The following is a 14,957-nucleotide window of genomic DNA, read 5'->3' as shown; positions in this document are numbered from 1 at the left end:
AACCGTCAAATGACGTTAACAGCAAGGTGGTTCGGATCGGGCAGCGGCGGAGCCGGAGCGCTCGTCCGGGTCCCGGCTCCCGCCCCGTCCCGTCCCGGGGGCGCCGCCTGGCCGGCGGGAGGGCCGCCCAGCGAACCGGTCAGCGTGAGCCCGAGCGTGACGACGGCCGCCGCCACGGCGCGCCCGCCGACGGGCCGGGGCGACCGGTGCGCCGCCGCCTCGCGGGAGCCGGGTGCGACGGTGGGCTTCGGGGCGCGTCCCGCGGTCCGCGGGTCGGCGAGGACCCGGGCGCAGACGGCGGCGTCCGGGCGGGCCTCGGGGGAGCGGGCGGTCATCGCCGTGAGCAGACGGGCGAGTTCGGGCGGGAGACCGGGCGGCAGCACCGGAGGGCGGTGCAGGTGCGCCAGCGCCGCCTCCAGCGGCGCCCCGCCGTACTCCGCCTCGCCCTTGAGGGTTTCGAGCAGCACCAGACCGAGGCTGTACACGTCGGCGGCGGGCCCCGTCCCGCGGCCCAGGGCCTGCTCGGGCGCCATGTAGGAGGCGGTGCCGACGAGGGCGCCGCCGCCCTCCGGGCCGTCGTCCGCGGCCTCGACCCGCCGGGAGATGCCGAAGTCCGTGAGGTGCGGGGTGCCCGCCCCGTCCAGCAGGATGTTCGACGGTTTGACGTCCCGGTGGACGACGCCGCGGGCGTGCACATGGGCGAGGGCGGCGGCCAGGGCGGCGCCCGTCCGGCAGGTCTCGGCGGGCGTGAGGACCGCGCGGGCGATCCGCCGGCGCAGGGTCGTCCCCGGGACGAGCTGCATCACCAGGAAGGGCCGGCTTCCGTCGCGGCCCGCGTCGTAGAGGGTGACCAGGCCCGGATGGTGCATCCGGGCCAGGATCCGGGCCTCGTCGCCGCATTGGACGTCGGCCCGGCGGCCTTCCGCCGGGCGGAACACCTTCACCGCCACCGGGCGCCGCAGCCGCAGGTCCACCGCCTCGTACACGTCGGCCGCGCCGCCGCGGCCCAGGAGGCGGTCGAGCCGGTAGCGCCCGGCGACGGCACGGGCCGTCCGCGGGACGTCGGGACGTACGGGCCTCGCTCCGAGCTGCATCGGGGGGCTCCCTGGGAGTGTGGCCGGCCCTCTGCCGACGGGCCGGGAGTCGGGTGCGGCGCCCGCCGGTGCGTGCGCGGGCCCGCGGCTGACCGCGTGCCCCGTCCGCCCATGAACATCCCCCGGAAGAAGGCGGACCGGCGGATCCGGCGTGCGCGCGGCGGCCGGGCGGATCCGGTTCCGAACGTCTCCGGTGGCGGCGGAATGATCCCCGGGGACCCGGGTACGCGGACGCTGTCCGACCCGCAGGGAGGAGCGACCCACCATGGGTATGGGACTGTTCATCATCATGATCGCCGTCGGCGCCATCCTCACGTTCGCGACCGACTGGGAACTCGAAGCGGTCGACCTCGACCTGGTCGGCCTGATCCTGATGGGCGTCGGCCTGCTCGGGACCGCCGTCTACACCAGCGTTCTGCGCCGCCGCCGCATGGTGGTCCCGCCGGTGGCCCCGACGGTCACCGACGACGACCGCCGGGACCTGCTCTGAGGCGGCCCGCACGTCCGGCGCCGCGCCCTGCGCGAACACAGCGACAAGCGACAGAGGAGTGACAGCGATGACCGACCATCTGTGGTCCTACAGCACCGATTCCGGCCACCTGGCGGGTACCGACCTCACCGGCTGGCGCGTCGAGGCCTCCGACGGCCACATCGGCAAGGTGGACAAGCACTCCGACGAGGTGGACGACTCCTACCTCGTCGTCGACACGGGCGTCTGGATCTTCGGGAAGGAGGTGCTCATCCCGGCGCGCGCGGTGACCCGCGTCGACCTGGAGGAGCAGACCCTCCACCTCGCGCTGACGAAGGAACAGGTCAAGGACTCGCCCGAGTTCGTCTCCGACAAGCACCTCGCGGACCGTCAGTACCGCGAGGAGATCGGCCAGTACTACCGCACGTCCTGGCCCTTCCCGGGGAGCACGGGCGGCCTCTGACGGGCCGCCGGCCGCCCCGGTACGCACGCACAGCACAGCAGCAGCACGTCCCCGACGGGGAGACGGTCCCCGTCCGACAGAAAGGTGTCGCCATGTCCAAGGTGGAGGAGTCGGTCGAGGTCGAGGTCCCGGTGCGTGCCGCCTACGACCAGTGGACCCAGTTCGAGACGTTCCCGCGCTTCATGGACGGCGTGGAACGGATCGAGCAGCGCACGGACACGCTCACCCACTGGGTCACGGAGATCGGCGGGGTGCGGCGCGAGTTCGACGCGGTCATCACCGAGCAGATCCCGGACGAACGCGTCGCGTGGACGACGGTCGAGGGCGAGGCCCGGCAGGCGGGCGTCGTCACGTTCCACCGCCTCGACGCGACCCGGACGAAGGTCATGCTCCAGATGGACTTCGCCCCCGAGGGGCTGACGGAACAGGCGGGCGACAAGCTGGGGTTCGTCAAGCGCAAGGTGGCCGGCGACCTCAAGAGGTTCAAGTCGTTCATCGAGGAGCGCGGCGGCCTTCAGACGGGCGGCTGGCGCGGATCCGTCTGAGGATCCGGCGCCCGCGCGCCCTCGGCAGGGGTGACAGGAGTCGAACCTGCGGCATCCGGTTTTGGAGACCGGCGCTCTGGCCAGCTGAGCTACACCCCTTCGGTGTGAGGGAAGCGTGCCACACCGGCGGGAGCCGGCGCCAACGGATAAAGCCGCGGGGAACGGACGACACCCGCGCCCCGCACCGCCGGGCCGACCGCGGACCGGGCGGCCGTCCGCCGCCCATCGGACGCCGACGCGGACACGGGACGCGCGCCGGACGGAGAAGAAGGGCGGCATGGCCGCCCGAGGCGCGGGTAGGCGGGTCACGGCACCGCCGCAGGACCACCCCTCCCCGCCGTCGGCCCGCGGCCACCCCCCACGCCACGCGCCGACGGCCCCACGACCGCCCCGCTCGGGCCCCCTCCGAGCGGGGCGGTCCCTTGCCCGGCCCCGCCCGGAAGCGGGCTCCGGCGGGATCGGATCCGGGTGGCATGGATCCTGGACGGCGGGGCAGGCGGGGATCGAGCGAAGGGACGCGCTCACGCCGGACGATCCGCGGTTTCCCCCCTGGCCGCGGCTCGGAGGCACCCGCGAGCGGCCCGCACCCTGGTGGAGGTGCGGGCCGCTCGCATGCCGGGACGACGCACCCGGGGACGACGCACCCGGAGGCGACGCGCCAGGGGCGCAGGACCGCCGGGAAGTCTCCCCGCGTCCCCGGCGTTTGGCACCGGGAAGAGCGGCAAGCCGAACTGGTAGGCGAAGAAAGTCGGGTGACGGTCGGCCGGCCCGCGGAACCCACCAGGAGGCACTCATGTCGAACCCGACCCGAGTCCTCGTCCGCGTGGCGCCGTGCGCCGCGCCGGTGGGAGCGCGGACGGCGCCCGGGACCCACGGGCAGCGGCGCGAGTCGCCTCACCCGGGGATCCCGACGCCCGGCCTTCCGATGCCGGGAGTCCCCCCGCTCGGCGCCCCCACCCGGGGGCTGCCCGCGGGAACGGTTCCCAGGCCCGCGCACCAGGGCCGGACCGCCGCGGCGGAGTCCTCCGCACCGGTGCGCCGGCCCTGTCGCCCGACCCGCCCTCCGGCGGCGCCGCCGACGCGGCCGCCGGAGGCCGCGGCCCCGTCCGAGGACCCCAGTGCCTCGGGCCGGAGCGGGGAGAGCCGCACGTACGCTCCCGCCGTGACCCCCGACGCACCGCGCGGACGGGACGGGCAGGAGGGGCCGCACGGGCGGGCCGACGGTGACCGGGGGAGGCCGGCCCACGACGACCGGGCAGCCCGTCCCGGACGGTGGCGACACCCCGTGCCCCCATGGACGGCCGGTACGCCGCGGCCCTGACTCCGCCCCGTGCCGCGCCGGACGGAAGCCCCCGCGCTCGACGGGGGCTTCCGCCGTGTCGTCCCCGACCCGGCGCGCGACGGCGCCGTCCACGACCGATCATGGCGGAGCGCCACCGGAACCGGGTGGTGCCGGTCCGCTCCCGCCCCGTGCTTCAGAGGAGGATCTTCATGAACGACCGAGACGGCGGCATCCCGGAGGACGAGCCGGGGGAGACGCGACACGGCGAGTCGGCGCGGGAGCCGGACCGCGCCGCCGGTGCGGGCGTCGACGGACGCGGCGGACGCGACGGACGCGGCGGCCGCGACGGACGCGGCGAGACCGAGGAGGAGCGCGCGGACCGGCGCTGGCAGGAACTCCTCCAGGAGATCCGGGTCGCCCAGACCGGTGTCCAGATCCTTCTCGGCTTCCTCCTCACCGTGGTGTTCACCCCGCTCTTCCACGACCTGGAGCAGACCGACAAGACCATCTACCTGGTCACGGTCGTCCTCGGTTCGCTGGCCACCGGCGCGCTCATCGGGCCCGTCTCCTTCCACCGGATCGTGTCGGGTCACCGGGTCAAGCCCCAGGCCGTCGTCTGGGCCTCCCGGCTGACCTTCACCGGCATCCTGCTGTTGCTCGCGACGCTGACGTCCGCCCTGTTCCTCATCCTGCGGGTGGCGACGCACGACCCGTACGTGCCCTGGCTGGTCTCCGGCGTCCTCGCCTGGTACCTGGTCTGCTGGTTCGCCCTGCCCCTGTGGGTCCGCACCCACTACGCCAACGGAAGCTGACCGGAGCACGGCCCGGGAGCACGACGGAGAGAGGAGCGGCCCGCCGTCCGGCGGGCCGCTCCTCTCTCCGTACCGGACGAGGTCCGTCGTCCGTCGGATCAGTGCTTGAAGACGTCCTTCGCCTTCTCCTTCGCGCCGCGCGCGTCGCCCTTGGCCTGCTCGGCCCGGCCCTCCGCCTCGAGGCGCTCGTCGTCGGTCATCCGGCCGACCGCCTCCTTGGCCTTGCCCTTGACCTGCTCGGCCTTGCCCTTCATCTTCTGCTCACCGGACACGAGGGATCACTCCTTCTCCGTGCGACACGTCTGACGACAGAACACCTCACCCGGATCCTTGGTGACAAACCCGTGGAAATCCGGCGTGACCGCTCAGCCCGCGCCGGAGGGGAGGTTCTCCTTGATCTTGGCGATGGCGAAGCCCCACCCCTGCGACACCGTCGGCTTCCCCGGCACGGCCACCTCCGCCGGATTGGTCAGCACGTCCAGGAGGACGGGGCCGGGGAGGGCGAGCGCCTCGCGCACCGCCTCGTCCAGCTCGCCCGGCGCGGTGACGCGGATGCCGGTCAGTCCGAGCGCCCGGGCCACCGCGGCGAAGTCGGGATTGTCGAGCTCCGTCCCGAACTCGGGAAGCCCCGCCTGCTCCTGCTCCAGCTTGACCATGCCGAGGCGGCGGTTGTCGAAGACGACGAGCTTCACCGGCAGCCGTTCGGAACGGATGGTCATCAGGTCGCCGAGCAGCATGCCGAGGCCGCCGTCGCCGCAGAAGGCCACGACCTGCCGGTCCGGCGCCCACAGCTGCGCCCCGATGGCCTGGGGCATGGCGTTGGCCATGGAGCCGAGGTTGTAGGAGCCGATCAGCCGGCGGCCGCCGCGCATCCGCACGAACCGGGAGAGCCACACGGTGGCCATCCCGGTGTCCGAGGTGAAGATCGCGTCGTCGGCGGCGTGGCGGTCGACGGCCGCGGCGAGGGCCTCGGGGCGGATGTCCGCCCCCCGGTTGTCGAACACGGCCCGCACCCGTCCGAGGAGACGCCGGTCGTGGCCGGGGTCGGCGAGGCCGGCCTGGCCCTCCTGCCAGTCCGCGTACCGCTCGCGGGCCTCGTCGAGGTGGGAGCGCGACGGGACGGGCGTCAGCAGCGGCAGTAGGGCCCGCAGCGTCGCGCCCACGTCCCCGGCGAGGCCGACGTCCACCGGGACCCGGCGGCCGAGGTGCTCCTCCCGGGTGTCGATCTGCACGACCCGGCAGCCCTCCGGATACCAGTCCCGGTAGGGGAAGTCCGTCCCGAGCATGAGCAGCGTGTCGCAGGAGTCCATCGCACGGGCCGCGGCCGGATTGCCGATGAGGCCGGTCTGGCCGACCTCGTACGGGTTGTCGTCCTCGAAGCACTCCTTGCCCTTCAGCGTCAGCACCATCGGCGCCGACAGCAGCTCGGCGGCGCGCAACACCTCCTCGCGGGCGTCCCGGGCGCCGTGCCCGACCAGCAGGGTGACCCGCGAGCCACGGGCGATCGCCTCGGCCGCCTCGGCGAGCGCCGGGTCGTCGGGACGCGTGACGGCCGGGCGCGGCAGCGCGAACCGCGTCGGCCGGTCCTCCTCGACCTCCTGGTCGCCGAGGTCGCCGGGGACGGTCAGCACCGCCACGCCCCGCCGGGTCACGGCCGCCCGCACCGCGGACTCCAGCAGCCGGGGCATCTGGGAGGGCGAGGTCACGGTGGCCCGGTAGACGGCCACGTCCCGGAAGAGGAGGTCGTTGTCGACCTCCTGGAAGTAGTCCCCGCCCATCTCCGACAGCGGCACCTGGCCGCAGATCGCCAGGACCGGCGCCCCGCTCTTGGCCGCGTCGTACAGCCCGTTCAGCAGGTGCACCGAGCCCGGTCCCACCGTGCCCATGCAGACGGCCGGTTCCCCGGAGAGCTGGGCGCGCGCCGAGGCGGCGAACGCGGCCGCCTCCTCGTGGCGGAAGCCGGTCCAGTCGATGCCCTCGGTGGTCCGGATGGCGTCGGTGAGCGGGTTGAGCGCGTCGCCGACCACGCCGAAGACGCGTTCCACTCCGAGGTCCGCGAGCCCGTCGACGATCACCTGCGCGACGGTCCGAGTCATGGGGTCTCCCTTCTCTTCTCTGTGTCGTCGGCCGGCGCGCCGGGGGCGGACCGGCCGGAACGAGGTGCCTCCCGTCGCGCCTGCCCACGGGGCCGGGACCGATGCGGCGAAGCTCCCCGCCGGCGTACAGACGTGCAGACGTGCAGACGTGCCGGGGAGCCGGGGAGAGCGGTGCCGGAGGGCCGGCGGGGCCCGCCGGCCCTCCGACGTGGCGGACGGCCCCGGGGCCGCCAGGTTTAGCGTGCGGGAGTGCGGCGAGACGATGCCCATGAGTGCTTCGGAGAACAGCGAACAGAACCAGTTCCCCTGGACCGGGCCCTACGTCGTCCCGGACTACCCCGACCTGACGCGGGTGGACGACCCCGACGTGGACGAGAGGTACGACCCGGCCGCTCCCGGGGAGCCGCGCATCCTGCCCGCACCGTTCGCCGAGAAGGCCCGCGCGGCCGCCCTGGTGGCCCGCGGCACCGGCGGCGACCTGTGGGCCGCCGCGCGTGCGCACCGGACCGTGGCGGCCGGTGCCGCCGTCGGCGCGGCCGCCGCACTCACCGCCGCGTACGGGTGGGGGCGCCGCTCGGGGCGCCTGGCCGCGCGGCGCGACCTCGGCCCGATGGCCCTGTTCCTCGAACGCCTCGGCTGAGCGGGCGGCGGCGCCGCCCGCCCAGCCCGACCAGGCCGGTGCGCGCGTGTGCGCCGCCCGGCCCTCCTTCTTTCTTCCGTCACCGTTCTCACGGAGGTCGATCCGTCATGGTCCCCCTGCTTCTCGTGCTGCTGCTCGCCCTGCTCCTCTTCGGCGCCGGCTTCGCCGTCAAGGCGCTGTGGTGGATAGCCGTCATCGTGCTCGTCCTGTGGCTGGTGGGCTTCGTGGCCCGGCCGAAGGGCAGCACGGGCCGCTGGTACCGCTGGTAGGCGCCTCCGCGGCGCCCACGGGCGGAACGCGGCCGGGCCCGGCAGCTCCCTCAGGGGCGTGCCGGGCCCGGCCGCGTCCATGGGTGCGCGGCTCTGCCCGGCACCTCCGGAAGAGGTGCCGGGCAGAGCCGCACGGCGGGGCGGTGTGCTCAGGCGGTCAGCACCGAGTCGTCCTCGGGGCGGGCGCCGGGCAGGCGATGGCGGGCCGCGATCAGGGCCGCGTCCACGTCACGCGTACCGGTGGAGACACACAGCGTGTAGGCGAGGTCGTCCATGCGCCGTCGCACTTCCTCGCCGCCGTTCTCGGCCTGGAGCACCTTGAGCGTCTCGTACTGCTCGATGAGATTGCGCAGGACCGCGGGGTGGGCCATCAGCAACGTACTGCTCCCCTCGTCTTCGGGGGCGGGGGACCGCCCGGTTCGACGCGCGTGTACCCCGGTCGCGGCGTCGTATGCCCCGCTCCTCCCGGCGGCGGAGGGGGCGGGTTCCGGCCGCCCGAACCGGCACCGGCCTCCTCGTGGCGATCACGGAGGGGTAGTGTCGTCATGATTGCCGTACGGCAACGATCGCGGCAGTCGGAGCCGTCCCGGGGGAGCGGACGTCCGACGCGTGACGTGAGCCGTACGGTCCGTGTGCGAGCTTGGTGGGGAACGAGGATGGGCCATGTCTGAGACGACGACCAGGAGCTCCTCCGGCCGGGAGAAGCCCGGACCGGCCGCCGTGGTCGAGCCTGAGCTCCGTCAGCTCCTGGCCGGGCTGACGGCGGTGCGGGACGGCGACTTCGGCACCCGTCTGCCGGACGAGGCGGACGGGCTGATGGGCGAGATCTCCCAGGTGTTCAACGGGATGGTCGACCAGCTGTCCCTGTTCACCTCCGAGGTGACGCGGGTGGCGCGCGAGGTCGGCACGGAAGGGACGCTCGGCGGCCAGGCCGCCGTGCCCGGTGTCTCCGGCACCTGGGCCGACCTGACCGACTCGGTGAACGCGATGGCCGGCAACCTCACCACCCAGGTCCGCGACATCGCCCACGTGGCGACGGCCGTCGCCAAGGGGGACCTCTCCCAGAAGATCGACGTGGACGCCCGCGGCGAGATCCTGGAGCTGAAGAACACCATCAACACGATGGTCGACCAGCTCTCGGCCTTCGCCGACGAGGTCACGCGCATGGCCCGGGACGTGGGCACCGAGGGCATCCTCGGGGGACAGGCCGACGTGAAGGGCGTCTCCGGCACCTGGCGCGACCTGACCGACTCCGTCAACTCGATGGCCGGGAACCTCACCGCGCAGGTGCGGGCGATCGCCCACGTGGCCACCGCCGTCGCGGGCGGCGACCTGTCGAAGAAGGTCGACGTCGACGCCCGGGGCGAGATCCTGGAGCTGAAGACGACCATCAACACGATGGTGGACCAGCTCTCGGCCTTCGCCGACGAGGTGACCCGCGTCGCCCGCGAGGTCGGCACCGAGGGCAACCTCGGCGGCCAGGCCACCGTCCGGGGCGCCTCGGGCACCTGGAAGGACCTGACCGACAACGTCAACGTGATGGCGTCCAACCTCACCGGGCAGGTGCGTTCGATCGCCCAGGTCGCCACCGCGGTGGCCCGCGGCGACCTCTCCCGCCGGATCACCGTGGAGGCCAAGGGCGAGGTCGCCGCCCTCGCCGACACCATCAACACCATGGTGGACACCCTGTCCGCCTTCGCCGACGAGGTGACCCGCGTCGCCCGCGAGGTCGGCACCGAGGGCCGGCTCGGCGGCCAGGCCAGGGTGCCGAACGTGGCCGGCACCTGGAAGGACCTCACCGACAACGTCAACTCCATGGCGAACAACCTGACCGGACAGGTCCGGAACATCGCCCAGGTCACGACCGCGGTCGCCAACGGCGACCTGTCGAAGAAGATCGACGTGGACGCCCGGGGCGAGATCCTGGAGCTGAAGACGACCATCAACACGATGGTCGACCAGCTGTCCTCGTTCGCGGCCGAGGTGACCCGGGTGGCCCGCGAGGTCGGCAGCGAGGGCCGGCTCGGCGGCCAGGCCGAGGTCGAGGGGGTCTCCGGCACCTGGAAGCGGCTGACCGAGAACGTCAACGAGCTGGCGGGCAACCTCACCCGCCAGGTTCGCGCCATCGCCGAGGTCGCGAGCGCCGTCGCCGAGGGCGACCTCACCCGCTCGATCACCGTCGAGGCCTCGGGCGAGGTGGCCGAGCTCAAGGACAACATCAACGCCATGGTCGGCTCGCTGCGCGAGACGACGCGGGCCAACCAGGAGCAGGACTGGCTCAAGTCCAGCCTGGCCCGGATGTCCGCGCTGATGCAGGGCCACCGCGACCTGGCCGCCGTCGCCGAACTCGTCATGGACGAGCTCACCCCGCTCGTCTCCGCCCAGTACGGCGCGTTCTACCTCGCCGAGGAGGGCGCCGACGGCGTCGAGCTGGGTCTCGTCGGCTCCTACGGACGCCCCGCCGGCGACCAGGACGGCGTCCGCTTCCGGCTGGGCGAGTCGCTCGTCGGGCAGGCCGCCCGCAGCCGCCGCACCATCGCCGCCGAGAACGTCCCCGCCGACTACGTCACGATCTCCTCGGGCCTCGGCAGCACGTCCCGGGGCAGCCTCGTGGTGCTGCCGATCGTCGTCGAGGAGCAGGTGCTCGGCGTCATCGAGCTGATGTCCTTCACCCCCTTCACCTCCGTGCACCGGGACTTCCTGGAACAGCTCATGGAGACCGTCGGCGTCAACCTGAGCACCATCGTCGCCAACGCCCGCACCGACGAACTCCTCGACGAGTCCCAGCGCCTGGCCGGCGAACTCCGCTCGCGCACCGAGGAACTCCAGGTGCGCCAGGAGGAACTCCAGCGCTCCAACGCCGAGCTGGAGGAGAAGGCGGCGCTGCTCGCCACGCAGAACCGCGACATCGAGGCCAAGAACCTCCAGATCGAACAGGCGCGGCAGGAGCTGGAGGACCGCGCCCAGCAGCTCGCGCTGGCCTCCACGTACAAGTCGGAGTTCCTGGCCAACATGAGCCACGAACTGCGCACCCCGCTCAACAGCCTGCTGATCCTGGCCCAGTTGCTGGCCCAGAACCCGACCCGCAACCTCACGGCCAAGCAGGTCGAGTACGCCGGCATCATCCACTCCGCCGGATCGGACCTGCTCCAGCTGATCAACGACATCCTCGACCTCTCCAAGGTGGAGGCCGGGAAGATGGACCTCAACCCGGAGCGCGTGCCCCTGCGCAGGCTCCTCGACTACGTCGAGGCCACCTTCCGCCCCCTCACCTCGCAGAAGAGCCTCGCCTTCGCGGTCTCCACGGCCGCCGGCGTCCCCGTCGACCTCGTCACCGACGACACGCGGCTCCGGCAGGTGCTGCGCAACCTGCTGTCGAACGCCGTCAAGTTCACCGAGCACGGCAGCGTCGAGCTGCGCATCGAACCGGCCTCGGACCGCGAGCTGCCCGTGTCCGTCCACCGCGGCGGCCCCGTCGTCGCCTTCCGCGTCACCGACACCGGCATCGGCATCGCCCCCGAGAACCTGGAGGCCATCTTCGGCGCCTTCCAGCAGGCCGACGGGACGACCAACCGCAAGTACGGCGGCACCGGCCTGGGCCTCTCCATCAGCCGCGAGATCGCCCATCTGCTCGGCGGCGCCCTCACCGTCACGAGCGTGCCCGGCGAGGGCAGCACCTTCACCCTCTACCTCCCCGTCACCCGCACCGACTTCGTCGAACAGCCCGACGCCGCCGTCGTGCCGGCGGACCCCTCGGCCGAGCTCGCCGTCCCGGCACAGGCCGGCGGCGCGATCGCCCTGCCCGGCGCCCCGGCCCACCGGCCGACCCGGCGCCTCCTCGTGATCGAGGAACGCCCGCGCGGGCTCCTCGCCGTCGTCGCGGAGAACGCCGTCACCCAACTCGCCGCCGACGCCGGGCACACGGGCCGGACGGACATCGAACTCATCGCGGTCGTCGGCCCCCAGGAGGCCGCCTCCGCGCTCGCCGCCCGGCCGTTCCACTGCGTCGTGCTCGACGTCGACATGGCGGACGGCGACGCCCTGCGCTTCCTGGACGCCATGGACGGCGACGAGGCACTGCGCACCGTCCCCGTCCTCGCCCACAACAACCGCCGGCTCCCCGCCGACGAGGAGGGCGCCCTCCAGGAGCTCGCCCGCCGCCGCCCGCTGGAACTCCTCTCCAGCCTCGACGAGCTGCGCGAGCGGATCGCCCTCCACCTGTCCGCGGAGCAGCCCGGCGACGTCGTGCCGCTGGTGCGCGGCGACCACTGGGCGCCCGCGACCCAGGCCATCGACACCACCCTGCGCGGCAGGACCGTCCTCGCCGTCGACGACGACGCCCGCAACCTGTACGCCCTCAGCGGCATCCTGGAACTGCACGGCATGACCGTGCTGCACGCCGAGAACGGGCGGAAGGGCATCGAGACGCTCCAGGCGAACCCCGACGTGGCCCTCGTGCTGATGGACGTGATGATGCCGGAGATGGACGGCTACACGGCGACCGCGCGGATCAGGGAGCTCCCGCAGTACGCGGACCTGCCCGTGATCGCCGTCACCGCGAAGGCGATGCCCGGCGACCGGGAGAAGAGCCTCGCGTCCGGTGCCAGCGACTACGTCACCAAGCCCGTCGACGCCGACGAGCTCATCGCCTGCATCAGCCGCTGGCTCGACGGCAGGGCGGCCTCGTGACCGCCCCCGCGGGCCCGGCCCGCACGCCCCGCCCGGCCCCGGAGCGCCCGACCGGCGCCCCCCGGCCGCGTCCGCACGGCGGCCCCGGGGCCGCCCCGACCGAGGAGTCGCCGACGTGAGTGGCCCCCGCATCCCGGGCGGCGACCCGGCCGCCGGCCTCCCCGAGGCAGGTGCCGCCGTGTCCCCGGCACCCGGCACCGCCGTCACCGCACCCGCCGACGTCGTGCCGGCCGAAACGACCGCCGACACCGACGGCCGGCTCGCCGCCACGGTGGAACGCCTGCGCGGCGAGGTGCGCGCCGCCCAGGCGGCGGCCGAGGGCCGCGCCCTGATCGAACTCGCCAAGGGAGTCATCGTCGAGCGCCTGGGCTGCGGCCCCGCCCAGGCGGCCCGCCAGCTCGCGGAGCTCGCCGACCGGGCCGGTCTGTCCCGGCTCGAACTCGCCGCGGACATCATCAACCAGGCGGCCCGGGACCGGATGGCCGAGGCGGCGGACGAGTTCGTGCGGACGGCCGTCGGCGAGTCCCCCGCCCCCGCCCCCGCCGCCTCCGTCGCCGTGCGGCTGCGCACGGCCGAGAGCGCGGTGCTCAGCGCCGGCGACACCCAGGCCGTCGCCGAGTCGTTGCTCCGCCACGCCCTCGAACCCCTGGGCGCCGTCGCCGTGGCGATCTGGACCACCGGCCCGGACACCTCGCTGAGCCTGCGCGGCCACGCCGGCTTCGGCCCCGACGAGGCGGCCCGCTGGCACTACGTACCGCCGGGGGTGACCACCGCGGCCCGCCAGGCGCTCGTCGGGCGCCGCACCGTCCGGTACGCCTCGCTCGCGGCCGCCGGCATCCCCTCGATCGGCCGGTCGCGCCACCCCGACGGCGGCCGGGTCGTCGTCCCCGCCGGGACCGGCGGCCGCATCCACGGCGTCCTGGAGATCTGCTGGGGCCGCCCCCTCGACCCGCTGCCGCAGGCCGTGGAGCGCCAGCTGGAGGCCCTCGCGGAGCTCTGCGCCCACACCCTGGAGGCGCTGCCCGAGGCGTCCCCCGGGGGCTTCCCGGTCCCCGGCGGGGCCGGGGCGTCGGAGCTGGCCGAACTCTCCGACGGGCTTTACGACCCCGCTCTCGTCCTCACCCCCCACCTGGACGAGGCGGGGCAGCTCGTCGACTTCCGCATCCGGCACGCCAACGCGCACTTCCAGGACCCGGCCGGCCGGCCCCGCGGCTCCGTCGACGGGGCCCTGCTCCTGGAGGCGTACCCCGCGACGGCGGGCAGCAGCGAGCTCTTCGACCGGATCGAGCGGGTCTACGCCACGGGGGAGCCGTTCCGCGCCCGCCGGGTCCGCCTCACCGCGCTGGTGGACCAGGTGCCGCTCGCCTCGCTCGCCGACATCAGCATCAGCCGGTACGGCACGAGCGTCCTGCTCATCTGGCGCGTCGAGGACGAGTCGGCACGCCTCGCCAGCCTCCTCCAGCACGCCCAGCGCCTCGGCCGGGTCGGCGCCTTCGAGGAGGACGTCGTCGCCGGGGACATCACCTGGCACGGCCAGCTGTACGAGCTCTTCGGCCTCGCGCCGACGGAGCAGCCGGTCGCCCTGCGCGAGCTCGCCGCCCACGCCCACCCCGACGACGCCGACATCATCCGCCGCTTCCTCCAGAAGGTGCTGGACCAGCGGCGGGTGGCCTCCGCGGCCTTCCGCATGCTCCGCCACGACGGCGTCACGCGGCACATCCGGGTGACCGCCGAACCCGCCCTGGGCCCCGACGGCGGTCTCCAGACCGTCCGGGGCGCCTACCAGGACATCTCGGCGCAGCACTGGACCGAGGTGGCGCTCACGGCGACCCGCGACCGGCTGGTGGCGACGGAGGAGGCGGCCGAGGAACGCAACCGGCTCACCCTCCAGCTCCAGCACGCCATCATGCCGCCGGTCAAGCCGCCGCTCGACGCGCCGGGCCTCGACGTCGCCGTCCGCTACCGGCCCGCCGAGACCGAGTCCCTGGTCGGCGGCGACTGGTACGACACGGTCGTGCTGCCGTCCAAGAAGGTGCTCCTCTGCGTCGGGGACGTCGCCGGCCACGGCGTGGAGGCGGCCACCGGGATGGTGGTGCTGCGCAACGCCCTCCGCGGCCTCGCCGTCACCGGCGCGGGCCCGGGACAGCTGCTGTCCTGGCTCAACAGCGTCGCCCACCACCTCACCGCCCAGGTCACCGCCACCGCCGTGTGCGGCATCTACGACCCCGGCAGCCGCACGCTGCGCTGGGCCCGCGCGGGCCATCTCCCGCCGGTGCTGGTCCGCGGGGAGGAGGCGGACGACCTGCCGCTCCTGCGGGGGATGCTGCTGGGTGCCCTCGCGGAGGCGGAGTACGAGGAGTCGGAGCTCCGGCTCGAACCCGGCGACACGGTGCTGATGTACACCGACGGACTCGTCGAGCGGCGGGACACCGCCGTCCACGACTCCGTCACCCAGTTGCTCACCGTCGCCCGGCAGCCGTCCGACAGCCTGGAACGCCGGCTGGACCAGCTGCTGGCGCGCAGCAAGTCGGACACGGACGACGACACGTGCGTGGTCGGTGTCCAGGTGTCCTGACCCCGGCCGCCCGTCCCACGACC

General features: G+C 74.1%; 12 protein-coding genes and 1 tRNA gene. 8 read left to right on the top strand and 5 right to left on the bottom strand.

Going from position 1 to position 14,957, the window contains the following annotated elements:
• Nucleotides 1–5 precede the first annotated feature (5 nt).
• A complete protein-coding gene (locus IE245_RS04025) occupies nucleotides 6–1,094 on the bottom strand; it encodes a serine/threonine-protein kinase (protein ID WP_189945312.1) in 1,089 nt (362 codons plus the stop codon).
• A 265-nt stretch (nucleotides 1,095–1,359) separates the two neighbouring features.
• Between IE245_RS04025 and IE245_RS04020 the strand changes: the two genes are divergently transcribed.
• From IE245_RS04020 to IE245_RS04010, 3 genes are all read left to right on the top strand, one after another.
• Nucleotides 1,360–1,584, top strand: coding sequence for a DUF6458 family protein (locus tag IE245_RS04020; RefSeq protein WP_189945311.1), 225 nt, complete (start codon nucleotides 1,360–1,362; stop codon nucleotides 1,582–1,584).
• Nucleotides 1,585–1,651: 67 nt separating this feature from the next.
• Nucleotides 1,652–2,026 carry a ribosome maturation factor RimM gene (locus tag IE245_RS04015; RefSeq protein ID WP_189945310.1) on the top strand — a complete coding sequence of 125 codons (375 nt, stop codon included), beginning with the start codon at nucleotides 1,652–1,654 and terminating at the stop codon, nucleotides 2,024–2,026.
• A 92-nt stretch (nucleotides 2,027–2,118) separates the two neighbouring features.
• Nucleotides 2,119–2,571, top strand: coding sequence for an SRPBCC family protein (locus tag IE245_RS04010; RefSeq protein WP_189945309.1), 453 nt, complete (start codon nucleotides 2,119–2,121; stop codon nucleotides 2,569–2,571).
• Nucleotides 2,572–2,596: 25 nt separating this feature from the next.
• Here the strand turns inward: IE245_RS04010 and IE245_RS04005 are convergent.
• Nucleotides 2,597–2,670: transfer RNA gene (locus tag IE245_RS04005), tRNA-Trp, on the bottom strand.
• A gap of 1,392 nt (nucleotides 2,671–4,062) precedes the next feature.
• On the opposite strand from IE245_RS04005, the gene IE245_RS04000 reads away from it, so the two are divergent.
• On the top strand, nucleotides 4,063–4,665 hold the full coding sequence (locus tag IE245_RS04000) for a DUF6328 family protein (RefSeq protein WP_229851060.1): 603 nt from the start codon (nucleotides 4,063–4,065) through the stop codon (nucleotides 4,663–4,665).
• 98 nt (nucleotides 4,666–4,763) lie between these two features.
• Here IE245_RS04000 and IE245_RS03995 read toward each other — a convergent pair whose 3' ends face one another.
• Nucleotides 4,764–4,937, bottom strand: coding sequence for a CsbD family protein (locus IE245_RS03995; protein WP_189945308.1), 174 nt, complete (start codon nucleotides 4,935–4,937; stop codon nucleotides 4,764–4,766).
• Between the two features lie 93 nt (nucleotides 4,938–5,030).
• Complete coding sequence (locus IE245_RS03990) at nucleotides 5,031–6,761, bottom strand: thiamine pyrophosphate-dependent enzyme (RefSeq protein WP_189945307.1); 1,731 nt, start codon at nucleotides 6,759–6,761, stop codon at nucleotides 5,031–5,033.
• 268 nt (nucleotides 6,762–7,029) lie between these two features.
• On the opposite strand from IE245_RS03990, the gene IE245_RS03985 reads away from it, so the two are divergent.
• Entirely contained in the window at nucleotides 7,030–7,401 is a 372-nt protein-coding gene (locus IE245_RS03985) for a hypothetical protein (RefSeq protein ID WP_189945306.1), read from the top strand.
• Between the two features lie 107 nt (nucleotides 7,402–7,508).
• On the top strand, nucleotides 7,509–7,670 hold the full coding sequence (locus IE245_RS03980; protein WP_189945305.1) for a DUF5670 family protein: 162 nt from the start codon (nucleotides 7,509–7,511) through the stop codon (nucleotides 7,668–7,670).
• 149 nt (nucleotides 7,671–7,819) lie between these two features.
• Here IE245_RS03980 and IE245_RS03975 read toward each other — a convergent pair whose 3' ends face one another.
• Nucleotides 7,820–8,047 carry a DUF5133 domain-containing protein gene (locus tag IE245_RS03975; RefSeq protein ID WP_189945304.1) on the bottom strand — a complete coding sequence of 76 codons (228 nt, stop codon included), beginning with the start codon at nucleotides 8,045–8,047 and terminating at the stop codon, nucleotides 7,820–7,822.
• 286 nt (nucleotides 8,048–8,333) lie between these two features.
• Between IE245_RS03975 and IE245_RS03970 the strand changes: the two genes are divergently transcribed.
• Together IE245_RS03970 and IE245_RS03965 are read left to right on the top strand one after the other, a co-directional pair.
• Nucleotides 8,334–12,359 carry a HAMP domain-containing protein gene (locus tag IE245_RS03970; protein WP_189945303.1) on the top strand — a complete coding sequence of 1,342 codons (4,026 nt, stop codon included), beginning with the start codon at nucleotides 8,334–8,336 and terminating at the stop codon, nucleotides 12,357–12,359.
• Nucleotides 12,360–12,474: 115 nt separating this feature from the next.
• Nucleotides 12,475–14,934, top strand: a complete 2,460-nt coding sequence (locus tag IE245_RS03965; protein ID WP_189945302.1) for a SpoIIE family protein phosphatase — start codon at nucleotides 12,475–12,477, stop codon at nucleotides 14,932–14,934.
• Nucleotides 14,935–14,957 lie beyond the last annotated feature (23 nt).

The sequence above is a fragment of the Streptomyces roseolus genome (genome assembly GCF_014649855.1).
Lineage (GTDB): Bacteria > Actinomycetota > Actinomycetes > Streptomycetales > Streptomycetaceae > Streptomyces > Streptomyces roseolus.
The sequence above is the reverse complement of the archived record's forward strand: the minus strand, read 5'-3'. Positions and strand labels throughout refer to the sequence as shown.